Raw genomic sequence first — 19,761 nt, 5'->3', positions numbered from 1 at the left:
GCCGGACCTGCCCCGGCAGCGACCTGCCCGACACCCCCACGCACACCGCCTGAAAGGGACAGGATGACCGACTCGCACGCCGCGCGGGAGATCGACACCAGTCGGCCCCACTCGGCCCGGATGTACGACTACTACCTCGGCGGCAAGGACCACTTCGACGTCGATGCGAAGGCGGCCGAGGCCGTCGCGGCCACCTACCCCGGCATCTTCACGTGCGCCCGCGAGATCCGCTCCTTCATGCACCGCGCCACCCGTGTCCTCGCGCGGGAGTACGGCGTGCGCCAGTGGCTGGACATCGGCACCGGCATCCCCACCGAGCCGAACGTGCACCAAGTCGCGCAGTCCGTGGCTCCCGAGGCTCGCGTGGTCTACGCCGACAACGACCCCCTGGTCCTCAAGTACGCCGAGCGCCTGATGCGCAACACACCCGAGGGACGGACGGCTTACGTCCAGGGCGACTTCACCGACCCCGAGGCGATCCTCAGCTCCCCCGAGCTGGCCAGGACCCTGGACCTGAACCGGCCCGTGGCCCTGTCCCTCAACGCCATCCTGCACTTCGTCCCGGACGACTGGGACCCGTACGGCATCGTCGCCCGCCTCCTGGACGCCCTGCCCTCGGGCAGCGCGCTGGCCGTGAGTCACTGCACGGGTGACTTCGCCCCGGAGCTGTGGGAGAAGCTCGTCGGCATCTACGCCGCCGCGGGCACCCGGGCCCAGGTCCGCAGCCAGCAGGAGGTCACCCGCTTCTTCAAGGGCCTCGACCTGCTCGACCCCGGTGTCTCCCTGACCCACCGGTGGCGCCCGGACGATCCTCAGGGCTCCGGCCCTGAGCCCACGGACGCCGAGGTCAGCGCGTGGGCCGGGGTGGGCATCAAGCCGTGACACGGCGTCGGCCGTGCGGGAGCAGGTGCCCGCAGGGCGGCCCGGGCGGTCAACGGCCGTCAGCGGATGAGCCGGTCGATCGCACCCGTCAGGTCTTCCCCCGCTGCCCTCGGCCAGTCGGCGGTGCATCAACGCGAAGCACTGGCTGGGCAGTTCGGGTCTGGCGCCCTGCTGGTACTCACCGAACCGAGGACAACGAGCGTCTCAACGACGCGCTCCGGCCTCTGGCCGCCTGGGGACGCGGGCGGACTGCCGCTGCTCAGGGGGCGAAGGAGCGGGCGGGCTGGAAACGGGTGACCACGTCCCGCGAAGGCCATGACAAGATCCAATGCCATGAGCATCCAACAAGGCGACGGGCCCGTCGCCCTGGTCACCGGGTCCACGTCGGGGATCGGCGAGGCCGTCGCACGGCGCCTCGCGGCGGACGGGACGCGGGTCGTCGTGCACTCGCGGCGCAGCACGGAGGCCGGGCAGGCGCTGGCTGCGGAACTCGGCGGCGCCTACGTGCGGGCTGATCTCGCAGTGGAGGAGGAGGCCCGGGGGCTGGTCGAGACGGCACTGGGTCGCTTCGGGCGCCTGGATGTGCTGGTGAACAACGCGGGCATCAGCCGGCCCATCCCGCACGCGGACCTCGCGGCGGCGACCCCGGAGGACTGGCGGCGCCTGCTGGAGGTCAACCTCATCGCGCCCTGGGTACTGTGCACCGCGGCCCTTCCCGCGCTACGGCAGTCCCCCGGCGGCGGCAGCATCGTCAACATCACCAGCCATGCCGGCGTACGGCCCAAGGGTTCCTCGGTGCCGTACGCGGCGAGCAAGGCCGCGCTGAACCACGTCACCCGGCTGCTCGCGGCCGCGCTCGGGCCCGACGTACGGGTGAACGCGGTGGCACCGGGTCTCGTGGACACGCCGATGACGAAGGACTGGGTGCAGGCGCACGAACTGTGGCGGGACCGCGCACCGATGCACCGCCCGGCCCGCCCTGCCGACGTGGCCGACCTGGTGGCTTCGGTGATCGGCAGCGACTATCTGACCGGGGAGGTCATCGTGCTCGACGGCGGCCTGAACCTGACCTGAACTCGGGCAGCGTCAGGGCTGAGTGGGCCGGTTGGGACGACGCGGAGGGCAGGGCGACGAGGTCACGCAGCATGGTGTTCCGTCGCTCCAGGGCCCGCGGTGTGGTGGGGCGGCGAAGGCAGCGGCGTGGTCCCGGTGGGTGGCCAGAGCGTGGGCGAGCATGTTGGCACCGACCAGCGCAAGGCTCGAGCCCTGTCCGGTCAGGAACGAAGGGGCGTACCCGGCGTCACCGACCAGAACGACGTGGCCGCTGGACCAGTGGGGCAGGCGGATCCGACCGGCTGTGTCGAAGAGCAGGTCGTCCGCGTCGCGCATGGCCTCGACCATGCCGGGGACCTCCCATCCCGCGCCTGCGAAGGCCTCGGCGACCAGGTCCCGCTGGGCGTCGGGGTTCCGGAGGCCGTCGAACGACGGTTCCGGCCGGTGAAAATTCAGGAAGGCGTGCAGTTCGCCGTTCTCCCCGACGGCGTAGAGGGCCGCGGCCTTTCCCGGGAGTTCCACAGCATGAGCTCGCGAGTACTACGACAGGCGGTCGGTGCCGCCGTCGGGGGCGGCCTGGGCCAGGCCCGTCCGGTAGGCGATGACGACGAGTTGTGCCCGGTCGCGGGCGTCCAGCTTCGTCATGGCGCGCTGCACGTGGGCGCGGACGGTGAAGGGGCTGAGGAACATCCGCTCGGCGATCTCCTGGTTGGACAGGCCGGTCGCGACCAGAGCCACCATCTCGCGTTCACGCGGGGTGAGCACGGCGAGCTGTTCGGGGTGATGCGACGGGACGTCGTCCGGCGTGGCCAGGAAACGGGCGACCAGGGAACGGGTCGCGGCGGGGGACAGAAGGGTGTCGCCGTCGGCGATCGTCCGCACGGCGTCCAGCAGATCCTCGGCGCCGATGCCCTTGCCGATGAATCCGCCGGCGCCGGCGCGCAGCGCCTGGGCGACGTACTCGTCGGTCTCGTACGTGGTGAGGATCAGGATGCGGCTGGCGCGTAGTTCGGGGTCCGCGCAGATCTCCGACGTGGCGGTGAGACCGTCCACCTCGGGCATCCGGATGTCCATGACCACGACGTCCGGGCGCAGTTGCCGGGTGAGTCTCACCGCCTCCCTGCCGTCGGCGGCCTCACCGACCACGGTGATGTCGTCGGCGGAGTCGAGAAGCAGCCGGAAGGCACCCCGCAGCAGGGCCTGATCGTCGGCGAGCAGCACGCGGAGCGTCACAGCGCATCCCCGGCCTCTGCGTCGCCCGTCCGTCCGTCGCCTGTCGCCGCGTCGGCCATCCGGTTCTCGACGGCTGTCGCTCCGTCCGTCCCGTGCGTCGCGTCCTTGGCGGGCGGGAGGGGCAGGTGGGCGGAGACGAGAAACCCGCCCTCCGGGCGCCTGGCCGCGGAGAGGTGCCCCCCGACCGCGGTGGCACGCTCACGCATCCCGATCAGACCGTAACCGGGCGGACGGTCCCCCGCCGTGGGCGCACTCGGCCCCGCGGCGGCGGTCGATGCCGTCCGGGCGCCCCCTCCGTCGTCGGCGACCGTGATGGTCACGCGGTCGCGGTTCCAGACGAGGCGCACCCGGGCGCTTCGGGTACCGGCATGCTTGGTCACGTTGGTCAGGGCCTCCTGGACGATGCGGTAGGCGGTGAGGTCCACGCCCGGCGGCAGCGGCCTGGCCGTGCCCTCCTGGTGCGCCGACACCTCCAGACCCGCGCGGCGGAAGGACTCGAGGAGCGTGGGAAGCCGGGAGAGGCCGGGCGCCGGTTCGGCGGGCGTGGCCGCGTCCCCGGACTGACGCAGCAGACCGACCGTGGCCCGCAGTTCGTCGAGCGCGTCGCCGGTGGTCTCGACGAGCTCCTTGAGGCTCTTGCGGGTCTGCTCCGGGCGGGTGTCGAAGAGGTGGGCTGCGACCGTGGCCTGCGCGTTGGCCAGGGTGATCTGATGGGCCACGAGGTCGTGCAATTCACGGGCGATACGCAGCCGTTCCTCGGCCACTCTGCGCCTCGCCTCGCTGTCCCGGCTCTGCTCGGCCCGCAGGGCCCGCTCCTCCACGGCCGCCAGGTAGGCCCGCCGGTTCCGCACCGAGTGACCGAGTACGCCGGCCACCAGCGGGAACGCCGCCACCGCTCCCACCCGGCTCGCGTCCTTCCAGGACAGGGCCCCGAACAGGGGGGTCGAGGCGACCAGCAGCGCCGCGGAGATGAGCGCCACCGCGCTCCCGGCACGCCGTTCGGTGCGCGCGGTGAGCGCGTAGGAGTAGGCGGTGATCACGGCGGGAGCCGCGATGAGCGGGCTGAGCAGGAGGCCCAGGAACGGCGCCAGCACGCCGCTCGCGGTGGTGACGGCCATGGCGGCCAGGGGCGCCCGGTGCCGCACCGGCAGTACGGCACAGGACACCACGGCGATGAAGTAGGCGACGGCGGACGGCGGTGACAGCGTGCTGCCGTCGTCCTTCACCACGCCGCCCAGCAGACAGAGCGCGAACGCCGTCGCCGTGATCGCTCCCTCCCGCCACCACGTGCCGCGTGGTCGCGGGCCACTGCGCCCTGTGTTGGTCATGGCCGGCTCAGTCCCGCCCGACGGGGAGCCGCCGCACCGGTGCGTCCGACTCGGCCGTGGCGGCCGGGACATGCCCGCTCAGTGCCTCACCCTCGATATCCACATTCGGCAGCATCCGGTTCAGGATACGAGGCAGCCACCAGGCCCGGTGGCCGAGCAGTGCCAGGACCGCCGGTGCGATCGCCATCCGGACCACGAAGGCGTCGAAGGCGACGGCGGCGGCCAGGCCGACCCCCATCGTCTGGATGGTCGGGCTGTGCATCCCGACGAATCCGGCGAACACACTGATCATGATGATCGCCGCCGCGGCCACCACACGGCCGCTGTGCCGGAACCCGCTGACGACCGCCTCGCCGGGAGACGCGCCATGGACGTAGGCCTCCCGCATCCGGGTGAGGAGGAAGACCTCGTAGTCCATGGCGAGGCCGAACACTATGCCGATGATGAGAATCGGCATCAACGACATGACCGGTCCGGTCTGTTCGATACCGAGCAGGTCCGCCGCCCAGCCCCACTGGAAGACGGCGACGAGGACGCCGAATGCGGCACCCACCGACAGCAGGAAGCCGAGCGCGGCCTTGACCGGGACCAGCACCGAGCGGAAGACCACCATCAGAAGGAGCACCGCCAAGCCGATGACCACGGTCAGATAGGGGACGAGGGCGTCGGACATGGCTTCGGAGATGTCGATGTTCATCGCGGTGGTGCCGGTCACCAGGACGGCGGCGCCCGTGTCGGCCTCGACGCCCGGGACCGCGCCCCGGATCGCGTGCACCAGGTCCTTGGTCGCGCCGCTGTTCGGCGCGGTCCGCGGCACGGCGGTGAGGACGGCCGTGTCCTTGCTCCGGCTGAGCACCGGATCACCGACCGACGCGACCCCGTCCACTCCCCCAACGGTCTTGACGACCAGGCCCGTGGTGGCCCGGGTGTCCTCGGACGCCGACATGTCCACGACCACGGTCAACGGGCCGTTGAAGCCGGGGCCGAAGCCTTCCGACAGCAGATCGTAGGCACGGCGCTGGGTGGTCTGCACCGACTTGGACTCGTCGCCGGGCAGCCCGAGTTCGAGGCTCAGCGCCGGGAGGGCGACGGTGCCGAGTCCGAGTCCGGTGATCATCAGCACGGCCACCGGCCGGCGCAGCACGAACCGCGCCCAGCGGGTGCCGAGCCCGGGCCGGCCGGCAGGGGTGGGCACCGGGTATGGGCGCTCGCTTCCCGGCCGGGTGGCCTTCCGGATACGGCGGGACAGCACCCGCCGACCGAAGAAGCCGAACAGCGCGGGGACCAGGGTCAGGGCGACGAGTACGGCCAGGGCCACGGCGCCCGCGCCGCCCATGCCCATCTTGGTGAGTTCGGGGATTCCGACGACCCCCAGCCCGGCCAGGGCGATGATGACGGTCGCGCCGGCGAAGACGACCGCGGATCCGGCGGTGCCCACCGCCCGGCCGGCGGCCTCCTCCGGCTCGCTGCCCTGGGCGCGTTCGTCCCGGAAGCGGGAGGTGATGAAGAGGGCGTAGTCGATGCCGACCGCCAGGCCCAGCATCAGCGCCAGGATGGCGACGGTGGACGTCAGACCCAGCGGAACGGCCAGCGCGGAGACCAGACCGAAGGCGATGGCCACGCCCGTGAACGCGGTCAGCAGTGACAGTCCGGCCGCGACCAGCGACCCGAGGGCGAGGACCAGCACCACCGCCGCCACCGCCACGCCGATGAGCTCCGTCGTACCGCCCAGTTCCTCTTCCGCGTCCAGGGCCGAGCCGCCGATCTCCACGGTCAGCCCCGCGTCCCGGGCCCGGCTCGCGGCGTCCCCGAGGGCGCTCTTCGTCGGTTCGGTCAGGTCGACGGCGTCCGCGGTGTAGGTGATCGTGGAGTAGGCGACGGTGCCGTCCTCGCTGACGGCGTGGGTCGTATAGGGGTCGGTGGTCGACGCGACCTGACCGCCCCCGTCCAGCGAGCCGAGCGCGTCCTCGACGGCCGCCTTGTTCTCCCTGGCCGTCACCCGCTGCCCGTCAGGGGCCCGGAACACCAAGCGGGCCTCGGCCCCCTGGGCGTTGCTCTGCGGGAAGCGCTCGTCCAGCAGGTCGAACGCCTTCTGCGACTCGGTGCCGGGCATGGAGAGGTCCTCTTCCTCCCCGGCCGGCGCCAGGGCGGCGGCGGCGACGGCCAGCAGCAGGGCACCCAGCCACAGCCCGCCCACGAGACGGCGCCGCCGGAAGGCCCACCGTCCGATCCGGTAAAGAAACGTAGCCACCTGTTGATCACTCCAGACACCGTCAGGCAGGGGGAATGCGCGGGATTCGCACGCCCCCAACCCTTCCTTCCGGCGTCCCGCCGGGCATCGTCCTCCGCCGCCGTCTTCCCCTGGTGCACCCGGACCAGCCCCTCACATGCCCTGGTGCCCACGCACCAGGCCGACTTGAGCCTCGACGGTGTCCGCCGGATGTACGTTTTCTCCATGGCCGTTGATCAGGAACTCGTGGACGCCGCCATCGGGCTGGCCCGCCACCGCTTCCCCGGACAGGACTGGTCCGGGGCCGCTGCGCTGCGTCTCGACGACGGAGCAATCCTCACGAGCACCGCCCCGGACGCACCGAACAGTGCCGTGGGCCTTTGCCACGAGACGGGCGCCATCTGTGAGGCCTTCAAGCTGGGGCGGCGCGTGGTGGCGTCCGTGTGCGTGACCGCCGCCGACAAGGATCGCGGGTACTGGATCCTGGCGCCCTGTGGTGTCTGCCAAGAGCGGCTCTTCGCCTACGGCCCGGACGTCGAGGTCGCGGTCCCGGAACCTGCCGACCCACGCCGCTGGCGAACGCTGCAGCTTCGGGACGTCCAGCCCCATTGGTTCGCGCGAGTCTTCCCGGACGATGTCTGGCCCTACGAAGCCCAGGACCCGGAATCCCGGAACTGACCCGGACGTCGGACACGGGACGTCAGCGCACCCTCCCACTCGACGCGCCCCGCCCCCACTTCAGCCCGGCACATCCGTCAGCATCCGCCACCCCGGCGCATAGTTCCCGTGCAGCACCAGCGACGCCGCCCCCACCGCGCCCACGGTCTCGCCGATCACGCTCTGCTCAACGGCGACCGCGCGGATCGTACGGGCGACGGAGGTGCGGTTGACGGCGGCCTCGACCTCCTCGCGGATGATCGGCTCGATGCCGCGCAGCGCCTCGCCGCCGAGGACGACCCGGCTGACGTCGAGGAGGCTGGCAGCGCCGCGCGCGGCCTCGCCGATACGGCGCGCGGCACGCCGTACGACGTCGCAGGCGTCGGGATCGTCCGCGCGGGCCGCTCGGCGCAGGGCCTTCCAGTCGTGGTGCACGGAGTCGGGCGTACCGGTGAGGCCGATGCGGTCGGCGGCGGTTCGGCCGTGCAGGCGCAGCAGGTCGTCGATGATCGCGGCCGGGCTGACATACGGGCCGAGGCAGTCCATCGCACCGCAGTGGCAGATACGGTCGCCCGGCTCCACGGCCATGTGGCCGAACTCGCCGGCGTTGCTCGAATCGCCGTGCAGGACCGTGTTGTTGAGGACGATGCCGGCGCCGACGCCCGTGCCGAGGTAGAGGAACAGGAAGCTGCCCGCCCGGTCCGCGCCGCCGATCCAGCGCTCACCGATGGCCGCGGCGGTGGCGTCGTTGTCGAGGGCGACGGGCAGGCCGGTGGCGTCGGCGAACATGTCCGCGAGGGGGACGCGGCCCCAGCCGGGGAAGTTCGGCGGGGAGACCACGGCTCCGGTGCTTCCGTCGAGGGGCCCGGGCGCGGCGACGCCCAGGCCGAGCAGGCGGGTGCGGTCCACGGCGCTGCGGTCGAGGAGACGCCCGGTGGTGCGCGCGATGCGGTCCACCACGTCGGCCGGGTCGCCCGGGTCGGTGAGCCGCAGCCGCCGGCTGCCGATCACCTCGCCGGCCAGGTCGACCACCACGATGACTGCGGCCTCGGGGTCGAGGTGGACGCCGACCGCGCACGCCCCGTCGGCCCGGAGGGTCAGCAGGGTGCGGCGCTTGCCTCCGCTGGAGGGGGCCTGGCCGGACTCGGCCACGAGACCCGCTTCGAGGAGCTTGCGGACGACGTTGGAGACGGTCTGGTTGGTCAGGCCGGTGAGGGCGGCCAGCTCGACCCGGCTGACCTGTCCCGTGGTGCGGATGGCGTCCAGGACGACGGCCTGGTTGTAGCCGCCGACCCGCGGCAGGTTCGTCCCGCTGAGCATCGTCACCTGTCGGTCACCTGATCCCCTCACATCCGCCGCCCCCGGCCTTCCACGGCGAAAGTTTACATACTCGAAGCATTGACTTCATCCATCAAATGGATTTAGCTGACGCCCATCAAATTCCGGCCATCGAGGCCGATCAGCGCAGGGTGGCGCAGAGTACGGCGCGTCGTCCTGGCTGGCCTCCAGGCCGTAAAACTCGCGGCTTTCCCTCAGGTTTCGCGTCCCGGAGGAACCACTGTGCGCTCGAGAATCGTCACCGCCGCGGCCTTCACCGCCGCCACCGCCCTGGCCGCCACCGGCTGCGGTTCGGGCTCGTCAGGCAGCTCGGCCAAGTCCATCAAGGTCGTCTACTGGCAGAACCTGGACAGCACCAACAAGCTCCAGGCCAACTTCCTCGCCTCGATGGTGAAGGAGTTCACCAAGGCCAACCCGGGCACCAAGGTGACCCTCGTGCCGGTGACCGCGTCCGAGAACGACTACTACACCAAGCTCCAGCTCATGATGCGCTCCCCCGCGACCGCGCCCGACCTGGTCTACGAGGACACCGCGCTCATCAACTCCGACATCGCGGGCGGCTACCTCAAGCCGCTGGACACCTACACCGCCAAGTGGGCCGACTGGTCGCAGTACGCCAAGGCCGCCAAGGGCGCGGTGACCGGAGCCTCCGACGGCAAGACCTACGCCGTACCGGACGACACCGACACCCGCGGGATCTGGTACAACAAGCAGCTCCTCCAGAAGGCCGGGATCGCCGTGCCCTGGCAGCCGAAGACCTGGGCCGACGTGATCGCCGCCGCCAAGAAGATCAAGGCGAAGCTGCCCGGCGTCACCCCGCTGAACCTCTACACCGGCCAGGCGGGCGGCGAGGCCTCCTCCATGCAGGGCTTCGAGATGCTCCTGTACGGCACCCCGGCCGGCGACAAGTCGCTCTACGACGCCTCGCAGAAGAAGTGGGTCGTGGGCAGCCAGGGCTTCAAGGACGCGCTGGACTTCGTGCACACCCTCTACAGCCAGGGGCTCGGCCCGGCCAAGGAACAGGCGCTCGGCGCCAACTTCGGGACCGCCGTGGGCACCGAGCTCATCCCCGAGGGCAAGCTGGCGATCGACATCGACGGCTCCTGGATGCCCAACAACTGGAGTTCGGCGGCGGCCAAACCGTGGACCGAGTGGCAGTCGGTGATGGGCACCGCGGCGATGCCGACGCAGAACGGTCAGGCGCCCGGCAGTACGAGCATGTCGGGCGGCTGGGCCTGGTCGATCCCGGCGAAGGCCAAGAACCCCGATCTGGCCTGGAAGTTCCTTTCGACCACACTCCAGACGAAGACCAACGCCGCCAAGTGGAACGCGACCAACGCGAACATCGCGGTGCGCACGGACGTCGCGTCCGACCCGACGTACCTGAACTCGGTGCCGACCAACAAGTTCTTCACGGAGCTGGTCGCCGACACCCACTACCGGCCCGGGCTGCCCGAGTACAACCAGGTCTCGACCGCGATCCAGAAGGCGATGGAGTCCGTGACGACCGGTCAGGCCTCCGTCGACAAGGCCGCCTCGACCTTCGATAACGATGTCAAGGCGGCGGTGGGCGACGACAAGACCGCGGAGGGCACTTCGTGACCACCCTCGCTCCGGCGCCTCCCGGGACCGGCGGTCACCCCCGCCGGTCCCGCGGGGCGCCCGCCCCCGCCGTCCGCTCGCTCCTGCGCGGTTTGCCGACGGTTCCTGCCGTGGTCCTGCTGGCGGTGTTCCTGGCCGGCCCGATCGCGTACTGCGTGTACTACGCGTTCACCGACATGCAGCTCACCGGGGCCGCCGGCACCCACTTCGTCGGTGTCGACAACTTCACCAGGGCGTTCAAGGACACCGACTTCCTGAACGCGATGTGGCTGACCCTGCTGTTCGTGGTCGGCTCCGCGGTCATCGGGCAGAACACCCTCGGACTCGCGCTCGCGGTCCTGATGCAGAAGGCCACCCAGCCGGTACGGGCCCTCGTCAACGGCGTGGTCATCGCCGCGTGGGTGCTGCCCGAGGTGGTCGCCGGCTATCTGATGTACGCCTTCTTCTACGACCAGGGCTCACTCAACTCGCTGCTGGACGCGGTGCATCTGCCGGACCAGAACTGGCTCTACACGATGCCGATCCTCGCGGTGTGCCTGGCCAACGTGTGGCGCGGCACCGCCTTCTCGCTGATGGTCTTCACCGCCGCCATCAACGACGTACCGCAGGAGCTGGTGGAGGCCGCCGAGATGGACGGGGCGGGACCCTGGCAGCGGTTGTGGCGGGTCGTGCTGCCGGTCATCAGGCCCTCGATCCTGACCAACCTGATGCTCATCACGCTCCAGACGCTCTCCGTCTTCGGGCTGATCTACACCATGACCCGCGGCGGCCCCGGCAACAAGAGCGAGACACTGCCGATCTTCATGTACCAACAGGCCTTCCAGAACAGCCTGATCGGCTACGGCACCGCCATCGCCCTCGTCCTGCTGGTGGTCGGCGCCCTCTTCTCCGTCGTGTACATCCGGCTGCTGAAACTGGAGGACGACTGATGGCCGCCGTCGCCACTCCCCCTGCTCCGCCCGTCTCGAAGTCGGTCCCGGCACCCGCCGCCCGGCATCCGCGCCGTGTGCGTCCCGGTCGCCTCGCGATCAACCTCGTCCTGATCGCCGTGTCGGTCCTGTACGTCCTGCCGCTGCTGTGGATGCTGCTCGCCTCGGTGAGTGACACCAACTCCTTCCGGCTGACGTGGCCCTCGGCGCTGACGCTCGACAACTTCGACGCGGTACTCAACGTCGACACCACCTACCGGCCGATGCTCAACAGCCTGCTGCTGTGCGGCTTCGGCACGGCGGTGACCGTGGTGGCGTCCGTCCTGTGCGCCTACCCGCTCTCGCGCTACCGGTCCCGGGTGCGCCGACCGTTCCTCTACACGATCCTGTTCTCCACCGGGCTGCCCATCACCGCCGTGATGATCCCCGTGTACAGCATGTTCGTGCAGGTGAACCTGATCGACTCGATGCCGGGCACGACCCTGTTCCTGGCCGCGTCCGCGCTGCCGTTCGGGATCTGGCTGATGAAGAACTTCATGGACGGCGTGCCGATCGTCCTGGAGGAGGCCGCCCGGAGCGACGGAGCGAACACCATGCAGGTGCTGTGGCGGGTGGTGCTGCCGCTGATGCGGCCGGGTGTCGTCGTGGTCACCATCTTCACGTTCATCGGCATGTGGGGGAACTTCTTCGTCCCCTTCATCCTGCTGCTGTCCCCGGAGAAACTCCCCGCGTCCGTCAGCGTGTTCACCTTCCTCTCCGCCCACGACCAGACGCAGTACGGGCAGTTGTCGGCGTTCTCGCTCCTCTATTCGCTGCCCGTGGTGATGCTCTACCTGCTGCTGGCCCGCAAACTCGGCGGCGGCTTCGCGCTCGGCGGCGCGCTCAAGGGCTGACCCGGACTCGTTCCCCCCACCTCGTCGTACTCGCACGGAGACGGACACCTGATGCACAACGACCGTGAAGTCACCGAACAGCGGCTGGCCCGCGTGCTGAACGAGCGGATACGGCCCGCCGTGCATGCCCGGTCCGTCCCACTCCAGGTGGAGATCTGGAACGTCCCCGGCGAGCCGGTCCCGGTCTCCGAGGGCCTGGCCGCGCCTTACCGCCCGGCCCGGGTCGGCGACTGGTGGGGTCCTGCCTGGTCCACGAGCTGGTTCAAGGTGAGCGGAACGATCCCGGCGGACTGGGCCGGTGAGACGGTCGAGGCCGTACTGGATCTCGGGTTCGCCACCCACTCAGCGGGTTTCTCCGCCGAGGGGTTGGTCTACCGGCCGGACGGCACCGCGGTGAAGGCGCTCAACCCGCGCAACACCTGGCTTCCGGTGGCCGAACGAGCCGCAGGCGGTGAGGACTTCGTCGCCTACGTCGAGGCCGCCGCCAACCCGGTCGTGATGCACACCGCTCCCGGCGAGCTCACCTTCGGCCCCACGTCGGTGGGCGGCCGGGCGCCGTGGCTGGGAGACCCGGCCGCGGACCCCGGCGAACCCCTTTACCGGCTACGGCGTCTGGACCTCGCCGTGTTCGACCGGGAGGTCCACGAACTCGTCCAGGATCTGGAGGTGTTGGAACAGCTGATGCCCGAGCTGTCCCCCGACACCCCGCGCCGTTGGCAGATCCTTCGTGCCGTCGAACTCGCCCTGAACGAACTCGACTTGCAGGACATCAGCGTCGGCGCGGCCGCCGCGCGAGCCGCCCTCGCCCCCGTGCTCGCCTCGCCCGCGCACGCGAGCGCGCACCGGATCTCGGCGGTGGGGCACGCCCACATCGACACCGCCTGGCTGTGGCCGCTGCGCGAGACCGTGCGCAAGGTGGCCCGGACGGTCTCCAACGTCACCCACCTCATGGACGACAACCCGGAGTTCAAGTTCGTGATGTCCCAGGCGCAGCAACTCGCCTGGCTGAAGGAGCACCGCCCCGAGGTGTACGCACGGGCGCAGGAGAAGGCGAAGACCGGGCAGTTCCTGCCGACCGGCAGCTTGTGGGTGGAGCCCGACACCAACATCAGCGGCGGCGAGGCCCTGGTGCGACAGTTCGTCCACGGAAAGCGGTTCTTCCTGGAGGAGTTCGGCGTCGAGACCGAGGAGATGTGGCTGCCGGACACCTTCGGCTACAACGCGGCCCTGCCGCAGCTGATGAAGCTGGCCGGGGTGAAGTGGTTCCTGACCCAGAAGATGTCCTGGAACACCACCAACAAGTTCCCGCACCACACGTTCTGGTGGGAGGGCATCGACGGCACCCGGATCTTCAGCCACTTCCCGCCCGTCGACAGCTACAACGGCGAGCTGTCCGGCGCCGACGTCGCCCACAGCGTGAGGAACTTCCAGGACAAGGCCGGCACCAACCACTCCCTCATCCCCTTCGGCTACGGCGACGGCGGTGGCGGCCCCACGCGCGAGATGCTGGCGCGCGCCGACCGGCTCAGGGACCTGGAGGGCTCGGCGCGCATCGAGATGGAGGGGCCGGTCGACTTCTTCCGGCGCGCGCACGACGAGTACGAGGCCAACGGCGGTGCACCGGTATGGTCGGGGGAGCTCTACCTGGAGTTCCATCGCGGCACGCTGACCAGCCAGCTCGCCACCAAGCAGGGCAACCGGCACAGCGAACACCTGCTGCGCGAGACGGAGTTGTGGGCGGCGACCGCAGCCGTACGGCACGGGCATCCGTATCCGTACGACGCGCTGGACCGGCTGTGGAAGACGGTGCTGCTGCACCAGTTCCACGACATCCTGCCCGGGACGTCGATCGCCTGGGTGCACCGGGAGGCGGAGGAGACGTACGCGGCTGTGGCCCGGGAACTGGAGGAGCTGATCGGCGCCGCTCAGGGGGCGTTGGCCGGGGGTCCTGGAGGCACGGCGGCTGGAGGCGTGGTGGTCTTCAACTCCGCGCCGCACTCGCGGGGCGGTGTCGCGGCGTTCGGCGCGGTCCCACGCCTTGAGGCCGTCGCCGTGCCGGTGCCGCCGGTCCCGGACGGGGACGGATTCGTCCTCGACAACGGTCTGGTGCGGATCGTCGTGGACGCCCGCGGCCTGATCACCTCCGCCTACGACCACACCGCCGGACGGGAGGCGCTGGCTCCCGGGGCGGTCGGCAACCTGCTCCAGTTGCACCAGGACTTCCCCAACCGGTGGGACGCCTGGGACGTCGACGTCTTCTACCGCAACACCGTGCGCGACCTCACCGACGCCGAGTCCGTGACGGCGATCGCCGACGGTGTCCGGGTCGTCCGCGTCTTCGGCGCGTCGAGGATCGAGCAGACCCTCACGTTGCCGGCCGGGTCCCGCGGGCCGGTGATCGACACGGTTGTCGACTGGCACGAGCGCGAGAAGTTCCTCAAAGCGGCCTTCCCGTTGGACGTACGGGCCGCCCACTCGACCGCCGAGATCCCCTTCGGACACGTCGAGCGGCCCACGCACACGAACACCAGTTGGGACGCGGCCAAGTTCGAGACGTGCGCCCACCGTTTCGTGCACGTCGGCGAGCCCGACTGGGGAGCCGCCCTGGTCAACGACTCCTCCTACGGCCACGACGTCACCCGTGACGTGCGCCCCGACGGCGGTACGACCACCACGGTCCGCCTCTCCCTGCTGCGCGCCGCCCGCTTCCCCGACCCGGACCAGGACCAGGGCACCCACCGGCTCGGGTACGCGCTGGTGATCGGCGCCGATGTCACCGACGCGAGGCGCGAGGGGTACCGCTTCAACCTGCCCGAGCGTGCGGCGCCGGGCAGTGCGACGGTCGCCCCGCTGGTGTCGGTGGACCACGACGGCGTGATCGTGGAGGCGGTCAAGCTCGCCGACGACCGCAGCGGGGACGTCGTCGTACGGCTCTACGAATCCCGCGGCACCCGAGCCGCGGCCACGCTCACCACCGGCTTCCCGCTGGCCTCTTGCCTTGTGACCGACCTGCTGGAACGCCCCTTGGACGACCCTTCGAGCCATCAACAGCTGGAGGACGGTGTCCGGTTGACGCTGCGGCCGTTCCAGATCCTGACACTGCGATTGCGGCCCGCGTCACGCGACTGAGGCTGCCACGAGCGCGGGTCAGGTGGCGAGGAGGCCACCGTCCATGTGCAGGTCGTGGGCGTTGACGCCGGTGTTGCGGAGCAGGAACTCGGTGGCGTCGGCGATCTCGGCCATCGTCACCAACCGCCCGATCGGCGTCTGGGCGGAGTGCGGCGGGTCGGGAACGTCACGCCACTTCGGGCTGTCGCCGATCAGGCCCGGGTGCAGGGCGTTCACGCGATGCGGGGCGATCTCCACGGCGAGGGTCCGCACCAGGCCGGAGATACCGGCGTTGAAGGTACTGACGATGGTCGAGCCGGGGTACGGGCGTTCCTTGGCGAGCCCGCCGAAGAGAACGACGGAGGCGCCGGGGTTGAAGCGGTCGCGCAGCACACGGACGGTCTCGGCGTAGCCGACGAGCTTCATGGTCACGGCCGCCACGGCATCGGTGACGTTGAACTGCGCCAGGGAGTTCGCCGCCTGGCCGACCGCCGTGATGACGACGTGGTCGACCTCGGTCACGTCGGCCAACGCGGCACCGATCGTCTCCGGTTGACCGAGGTCGAGGGCCAGCCCTCGCGTGCCGGCGCCGATCCGGGCGGCGGTGGCCTCCGCCCGCGCCGTGTCCCTGCTGGTGACGACGACGTCATCGCCGCGGTCGGCGAAGTGCCGGGCGATCACTGCGCCCAGTCCGCCGCTGCCGCCTACGACGAGTGTGTTGGTCATATGGTGACCGTCCTTCAGCTGCCGGTTGGGCGCACCCAACTCTTAATATCCACTTGGATATTAACCATAGCGGTACCGGCCCACGACGCCCGGACCAGAAGTACAGTGATCACATGGAAGAGGGCGCCGCGCATGGCCAGGAAGAGCCGGGAAGTCCGACGCGCAGGCGTCGGCGGGACCCCGAGGGGCACCGGGCGGCCATCCTGGACGCGGCACGCCACGCCTTCGCCGAGCGCGGTTACGCCCGCACCACCCTCAGGGACATCGCCGGCCGGGCCGGGGTCACCCATGGTCTGATCACCCGTCACTTCTCGTCGAAGGAACGGCTCTTCCTGGCGGCGGTACCGGGCAATCGGGATCTGGAGCAGGTGGCGGCCGGGGACCCGACGACGCTCCCCGACCGGATCGCCGACGCCTTCGTACGGCGGATGGAGTCCGACCCCGTGGGCGACCCGCTCGTCGCCCTCGTGCGGGGTGCCGCATCGGACGAACGCGCCGCCGCCGACCTCCTGTCCGCGATGCAGGAGCGCAGTGCCGCCGTCTACCGTTCCGTGCTCTCCCCCGACGGAGCGGCGGCTCGGGACGACGACCTGGACGCCCGGGTGGCGCTCGTGGGGTCCCTGATGATCGGGACCACTTTCAGCCGGTACATCGCACGCACCGACCCGCTCGCCTCGATGCCGCCGGAACAGCTCACCGCACATCTCACGCGGATGCTGCGGCACATCCTCTTCGACTGAAGCGGCCGGACAGGGGTCGACGACTGGTCGCGGTGGTCGCGACCGCGGGCAGGTGCGCGAGTGCGAGCCCTTTCGAAACCAATTCGCCCCTGACGCTCGTCCTCCCCACCGACCACACCACGCGGGGCCGATCCACGTCCCGCGCCGAGCAGTTCAGGGGGAAACCGCAATGCAGATCCGCGCAGCCAGATCCAACCGCCCAGGAACGCGCACGGCCGCCGTCGTCACCACCGCCGTGCTCGCCGCGGCCGCGCTCTGGTCCACCGCCGCTCCCGCGTCCGCGATCAAGGGCGGCGGTCCGGCCACCACGAACGCCCGGCCGTACGCCATGTTGATCGAGTTCAACGGCAGGCAGTTCTGCGGTGGCACGCTCGTCGCGCCCACGAAGGTGCTCACGGCAGGCCACTGCGTCGAGAGCGCCGGCGATGTGTCCACACTGCGGGTCATCGGCGGCCGCACCCAGGTGGACGGCACCGACGGCACGGTACGGGAGGTCACCTCGGCCCGGATGGACTCGCGTTACGGCTCTCCCGGTTACGCCTACGACGCCGCGGTCCTCACCCTGGACCGGCCGATGCCGTACCGGACGATTCCGGTGGCCGGCCCCAAGGACGGCAAGCTGGTGGCCGAGGGCCGGAAGGCCACCGCGCTCGGCTGGGGACGCACCGGGCCCGGCATCAGCGGGACCAGGCTCAAGCAGACCACGCTGGTCCTCTCCCCCGTCGCCGACTGTCAGCCCTACACCGACCCCGAGACCGACCCCGCCATGATGCTGTGCGGCATGCCCCGCCCCGGCACCACCGACAGCATCTGCCCCGGAGACTCCGGCGGGCCGCTGATCAGCGGCGGCAAGGTGGTCGGAATCGTGTCGTCCGGCAACAAGTACTGCGACGAGCAGTTCCCGGTGTCCGTCTTCGTCCGCGCGGACTCGGTCGCCACGGATCTGGGCATCCCCACCCACTGAGGCCCGAGCCGGACTCGTGATCGAACGATGTCACAGGAGCCCGGGCCGCCTCCATTCCTCGCCGAGGACATGATGGTCGAGGAAGTTCAGGGCGGTCTCGTACACGAGGCGCAGGTGGTTCGGGGCGCCGATGCCGTGGCTCTCGTCCGGGAAGTACAGGAACTTGGCGGGTACACCCTGGCGTTGGAGATCGTGGTGGAGGGCCAGGGACTGACCTACCGGCACCCGGTAGTCCTTGCCGCCGTGCACGATCAGCATCGGTGTCGTCAGGTTCTCCGCGTCGAAGTGGGGTGAATCCGCCTCGTAGCGTTCGCGCCGGGTGCGCGGGTCGCCGTAGATCTTCCTGAAGTACGTGTGCATGTCGGTGTCGCTCTGGAAGGCCTCAAGGTTCCACATCCCGGCGTGTGAGACGAGTGCTCTGAAGCGGTCGGTCAGGGTCGCGGCGCGGCCCGCGAGGTAGCCGCCGAAGGACCAGCCGGCAAGGGCCGTTCGGCCCGCGTCGAGGTCGGCGCGGGCCAGCGCGGCGTCGGTCAGGGCGATGACGTCGCGGTAGGGCCGGCCGCCGTACTGGCCGCGTCCGCGTGCCTGCATCTGCTGCCCGTATCCGGTGGACAGCGCCGGATCGGGCAGGAGGACGGCGTAGCCGCGGGCCACGAAGGGCCAGGGATTCCATTGTCCGGGCCAGCCGCTCCAGGACGACTGGGGTCCGCCGTGCGTCTCGACGAGGAGCGGTGACGGATGGTCGGGCCCCGCGCCCTCGGGCAGGATCAGCCAGGCGCGGAGTGCGAAGCCGTCGTCCGCAGTCGTGTGCACCTCGGTCAGCGAGCCGGGGAGGGGGCCGACGTCGCCCGGTGCCTTGAGGACGGTGGGCTGCTGGTCGGGCTCGGCGGCGTCCAGGCGGGCCACCTGGGGCGGACTGTCGAGCGCGCCGCGCAGGGCGTAGAGGAGGGACCCGTCCGGCGTCACGCAGAGGGAGGAGTACGCGCCGGAAGCGGTGAGGCGGGTGACGGTGCCGTCCGGGTCACGCCGGAAGACCGGGCAGTGGCCCCGCTCGTCGCCGGTGAACCACAGCGTGGCGTCCCCGGCGACCGGGGAGGGTATCGCCCGTCCCGGCCAGGGCCAGTTGTCGAAGTCCGGCAGGAGGTCCGTCTCTTCGCCGGATGCGGGATCGAGGGCGACGAGGGTGACGCGCCACTCCGTGTCGTACGTCTCCTCCCGCTGGCGTTGGCAGATCAGGCGCGTGCCGTCGGCGGTGAAGACCGGGCGGTAGTACTGGTGGCCCGGCAGAGAGAAGGTGCGACGCGCCATGCCGGTTGCCGCGTCGACGATCACCACCTCGTTGGTGTCCGGGGCGGTGCTCGTCGGGGCCCGCGTGTAGGCGACCACAGACCCATCCGGGGAGAGGGCCATGTCCCCGGCGCCCGCGAGGCCCTGGCCGCCCGCGTCGATCGGCGGGGCTTCGCCCCGACGGACGAAGGTGTGCGGTTCGGCGGGGCCGAGGTCCACGCCGTCGGCTCGGGTGGGGGTCGCCTCGTACAGGACCGCGGTGACACGGGCCCGATCGCGCTCGTGGAGCAGGGCGGCGTGGGTGTCGGCATCCGCAGCACCCGGCAGAAGGGCGGCCGTCCAGGCGAGCGTGGGCGCACGAAGGGCAGCGGTGAACGCGGTCATACCGCCCGTGTGGTGGGCGATCCGCTCGGCCTCACCTTTCTCGGACAGCGCCCACAGCGCGGCTCCCGGTGGCTCGTGCGGGCCACGTTCGGAGAGGAACAAGAGGCTGCCGTCGGCAGTGAAGGCGGGGGCGAAGTCACCCGGGGCGGATCCGGCCACGAGACGGGCCTCGCGCTCACCCGCCGGATCCACCTCCCACAACTCCGACACGTAGCGCGTGCCCTCGTCGTCGAGGGTCTGGACGGACGCGACCAGGCGGGTGCCGTCGGGACCGAGGGCCAGGCCGGTCAGGCGCGGTTGTTCGACGAGGTGGTGATGGAAGGGGGTCGGGGCGTTGATCATGATGATCATCCTGCCCAGAAGGGAGTGGGTTCCAGTCTCCTCCTCTCGGACTTTCGGCCCGAGTA

General features: G+C 70.7%; 15 protein-coding genes and 1 pseudogene. 9 read left to right on the top strand and 7 right to left on the bottom strand.

Annotated features, from left to right (window positions below; genetic code table 11):
* Positions 1-63: 63 nt before the first annotated feature.
* Together OG841_RS43915 and OG841_RS43910 are read left to right on the top strand one after the other, a co-directional pair.
* Positions 64-882 carry an SAM-dependent methyltransferase gene (locus OG841_RS43915; RefSeq protein WP_328636252.1) on the top strand — a complete coding sequence of 273 codons (819 nt, stop codon included), beginning with the start codon at positions 64-66 and terminating at the stop codon, positions 880-882.
* 333 nt (positions 883-1,215) lie between these two features.
* A complete protein-coding gene (locus OG841_RS43910) occupies positions 1,216-1,956 on the top strand; it encodes an SDR family NAD(P)-dependent oxidoreductase (protein ID WP_328636253.1) in 741 nt (246 codons plus the stop codon).
* Here the strand turns inward: OG841_RS43910 and OG841_RS43905 are convergent.
* The 4 genes and pseudogenes from OG841_RS43905 to OG841_RS43890 all read right to left on the bottom strand — a co-directional run.
* A pseudogene (locus tag OG841_RS43905) lies at positions 1,922-2,474 on the bottom strand (FAD-dependent oxidoreductase); the annotation flags it as partial. The gene OG841_RS43910 and the pseudogene OG841_RS43905 overlap by 35 nt on opposite strands.
* A 1-nt stretch (position 2,475) precedes the next feature.
* Positions 2,476-3,168, bottom strand: a complete 693-nt coding sequence (locus OG841_RS43900; protein ID WP_365120954.1) for a response regulator transcription factor — start codon at positions 3,166-3,168, stop codon at positions 2,476-2,478.
* Positions 3,165-4,496: a sensor histidine kinase gene (locus OG841_RS43895; RefSeq protein ID WP_328636255.1), complete on the bottom strand. Its 1,332-nt coding sequence runs from the start codon at positions 4,494-4,496 to the stop codon at positions 3,165-3,167. The genes OG841_RS43900 and OG841_RS43895 overlap by 4 nt, the downstream gene beginning before the upstream one ends.
* Before the next feature lie 7 nt (positions 4,497-4,503).
* On the bottom strand, positions 4,504-6,747 hold the full coding sequence (locus OG841_RS43890; RefSeq protein WP_371569938.1) for an MMPL family transporter: 2,244 nt from the start codon (positions 6,745-6,747) through the stop codon (positions 4,504-4,506).
* Between the two features lie 204 nt (positions 6,748-6,951).
* On the opposite strand from OG841_RS43890, the gene OG841_RS43885 reads away from it, so the two are divergent.
* Positions 6,952-7,404, top strand: coding sequence for a cytidine deaminase (locus OG841_RS43885; protein WP_307072430.1), 453 nt, complete (start codon positions 6,952-6,954; stop codon positions 7,402-7,404).
* A 60-nt stretch (positions 7,405-7,464) separates the two neighbouring features.
* On the opposite strand, the gene OG841_RS43880 is transcribed toward OG841_RS43885, so the two are convergent.
* On the bottom strand, positions 7,465-8,703 hold the full coding sequence (locus OG841_RS43880) for an ROK family transcriptional regulator (RefSeq protein ID WP_328643443.1): 1,239 nt from the start codon (positions 8,701-8,703) through the stop codon (positions 7,465-7,467).
* 240 nt (positions 8,704-8,943) lie between these two features.
* Between OG841_RS43880 and OG841_RS43875 the strand changes: the two genes are divergently transcribed.
* The 4 genes from OG841_RS43875 to OG841_RS43860 are packed head-to-tail and all read left to right on the top strand — an operon-like array spanning position 8,944 to position 15,274.
* Positions 8,944-10,323 carry an extracellular solute-binding protein gene (locus OG841_RS43875; RefSeq protein WP_328636257.1) on the top strand — a complete coding sequence of 460 codons (1,380 nt, stop codon included), beginning with the start codon at positions 8,944-8,946 and terminating at the stop codon, positions 10,321-10,323.
* A complete protein-coding gene (locus tag OG841_RS43870) occupies positions 10,320-11,252 on the top strand; it encodes a carbohydrate ABC transporter permease (RefSeq protein WP_371569935.1) in 933 nt (310 codons plus the stop codon). Before OG841_RS43875 ends, OG841_RS43870 begins: the two co-directional genes overlap by 4 nt.
* Positions 11,252-12,145, top strand: a complete 894-nt coding sequence (locus OG841_RS43865; protein WP_371569933.1) for a carbohydrate ABC transporter permease — start codon at positions 11,252-11,254, stop codon at positions 12,143-12,145. The genes OG841_RS43870 and OG841_RS43865 overlap by 1 nt, the downstream gene beginning before the upstream one ends.
* Before the next feature lie 51 nt (positions 12,146-12,196).
* Positions 12,197-15,274 (top strand): alpha-mannosidase, encoded by a 3,078-nt coding sequence (locus OG841_RS43860; protein ID WP_371569931.1) that lies wholly within the window; start codon positions 12,197-12,199, stop codon positions 15,272-15,274.
* An 18-nt stretch (positions 15,275-15,292) separates the two neighbouring features.
* On the opposite strand, the gene OG841_RS43855 is transcribed toward OG841_RS43860, so the two are convergent.
* Positions 15,293-15,979 (bottom strand): SDR family oxidoreductase, encoded by a 687-nt coding sequence (locus OG841_RS43855; RefSeq protein ID WP_328636260.1) that lies wholly within the window; start codon positions 15,977-15,979, stop codon positions 15,293-15,295.
* A 113-nt stretch (positions 15,980-16,092) separates the two neighbouring features.
* On the opposite strand from OG841_RS43855, the gene OG841_RS43850 reads away from it, so the two are divergent.
* The gene (locus OG841_RS43850) at positions 16,093-16,719 is read left to right on the top strand and encodes a TetR/AcrR family transcriptional regulator (RefSeq protein ID WP_328636261.1); all 627 of its coding nucleotides are present in this window, start codon (positions 16,093-16,095) and stop codon (positions 16,717-16,719) included.
* A 169-nt stretch (positions 16,720-16,888) separates the two neighbouring features.
* Positions 16,889-17,683 carry a S1 family peptidase gene (locus OG841_RS43845; RefSeq protein WP_328636262.1) on the top strand — a complete coding sequence of 265 codons (795 nt, stop codon included), beginning with the start codon at positions 16,889-16,891 and terminating at the stop codon, positions 17,681-17,683.
* Between the two features lie 30 nt (positions 17,684-17,713).
* Here the strand turns inward: OG841_RS43845 and OG841_RS43840 are convergent, their stop codons facing one another.
* Entirely contained in the window at positions 17,714-19,696 is a 1,983-nt protein-coding gene (locus OG841_RS43840) for a S9 family peptidase (RefSeq protein ID WP_328636263.1), read from the bottom strand.
* Between the last annotated feature and the right edge of the window lie 65 nt (positions 19,697-19,761).

Origin of the sequence: Streptomyces canus (assembly GCF_041435015.1) — a bacterium.
Lineage (GTDB): Bacteria > Actinomycetota > Actinomycetes > Streptomycetales > Streptomycetaceae > Streptomyces > Streptomyces canus_G.
Note: the sequence above shows the minus strand (reverse complement) of the source record. Positions and strands in the feature narration are given on the sequence as shown.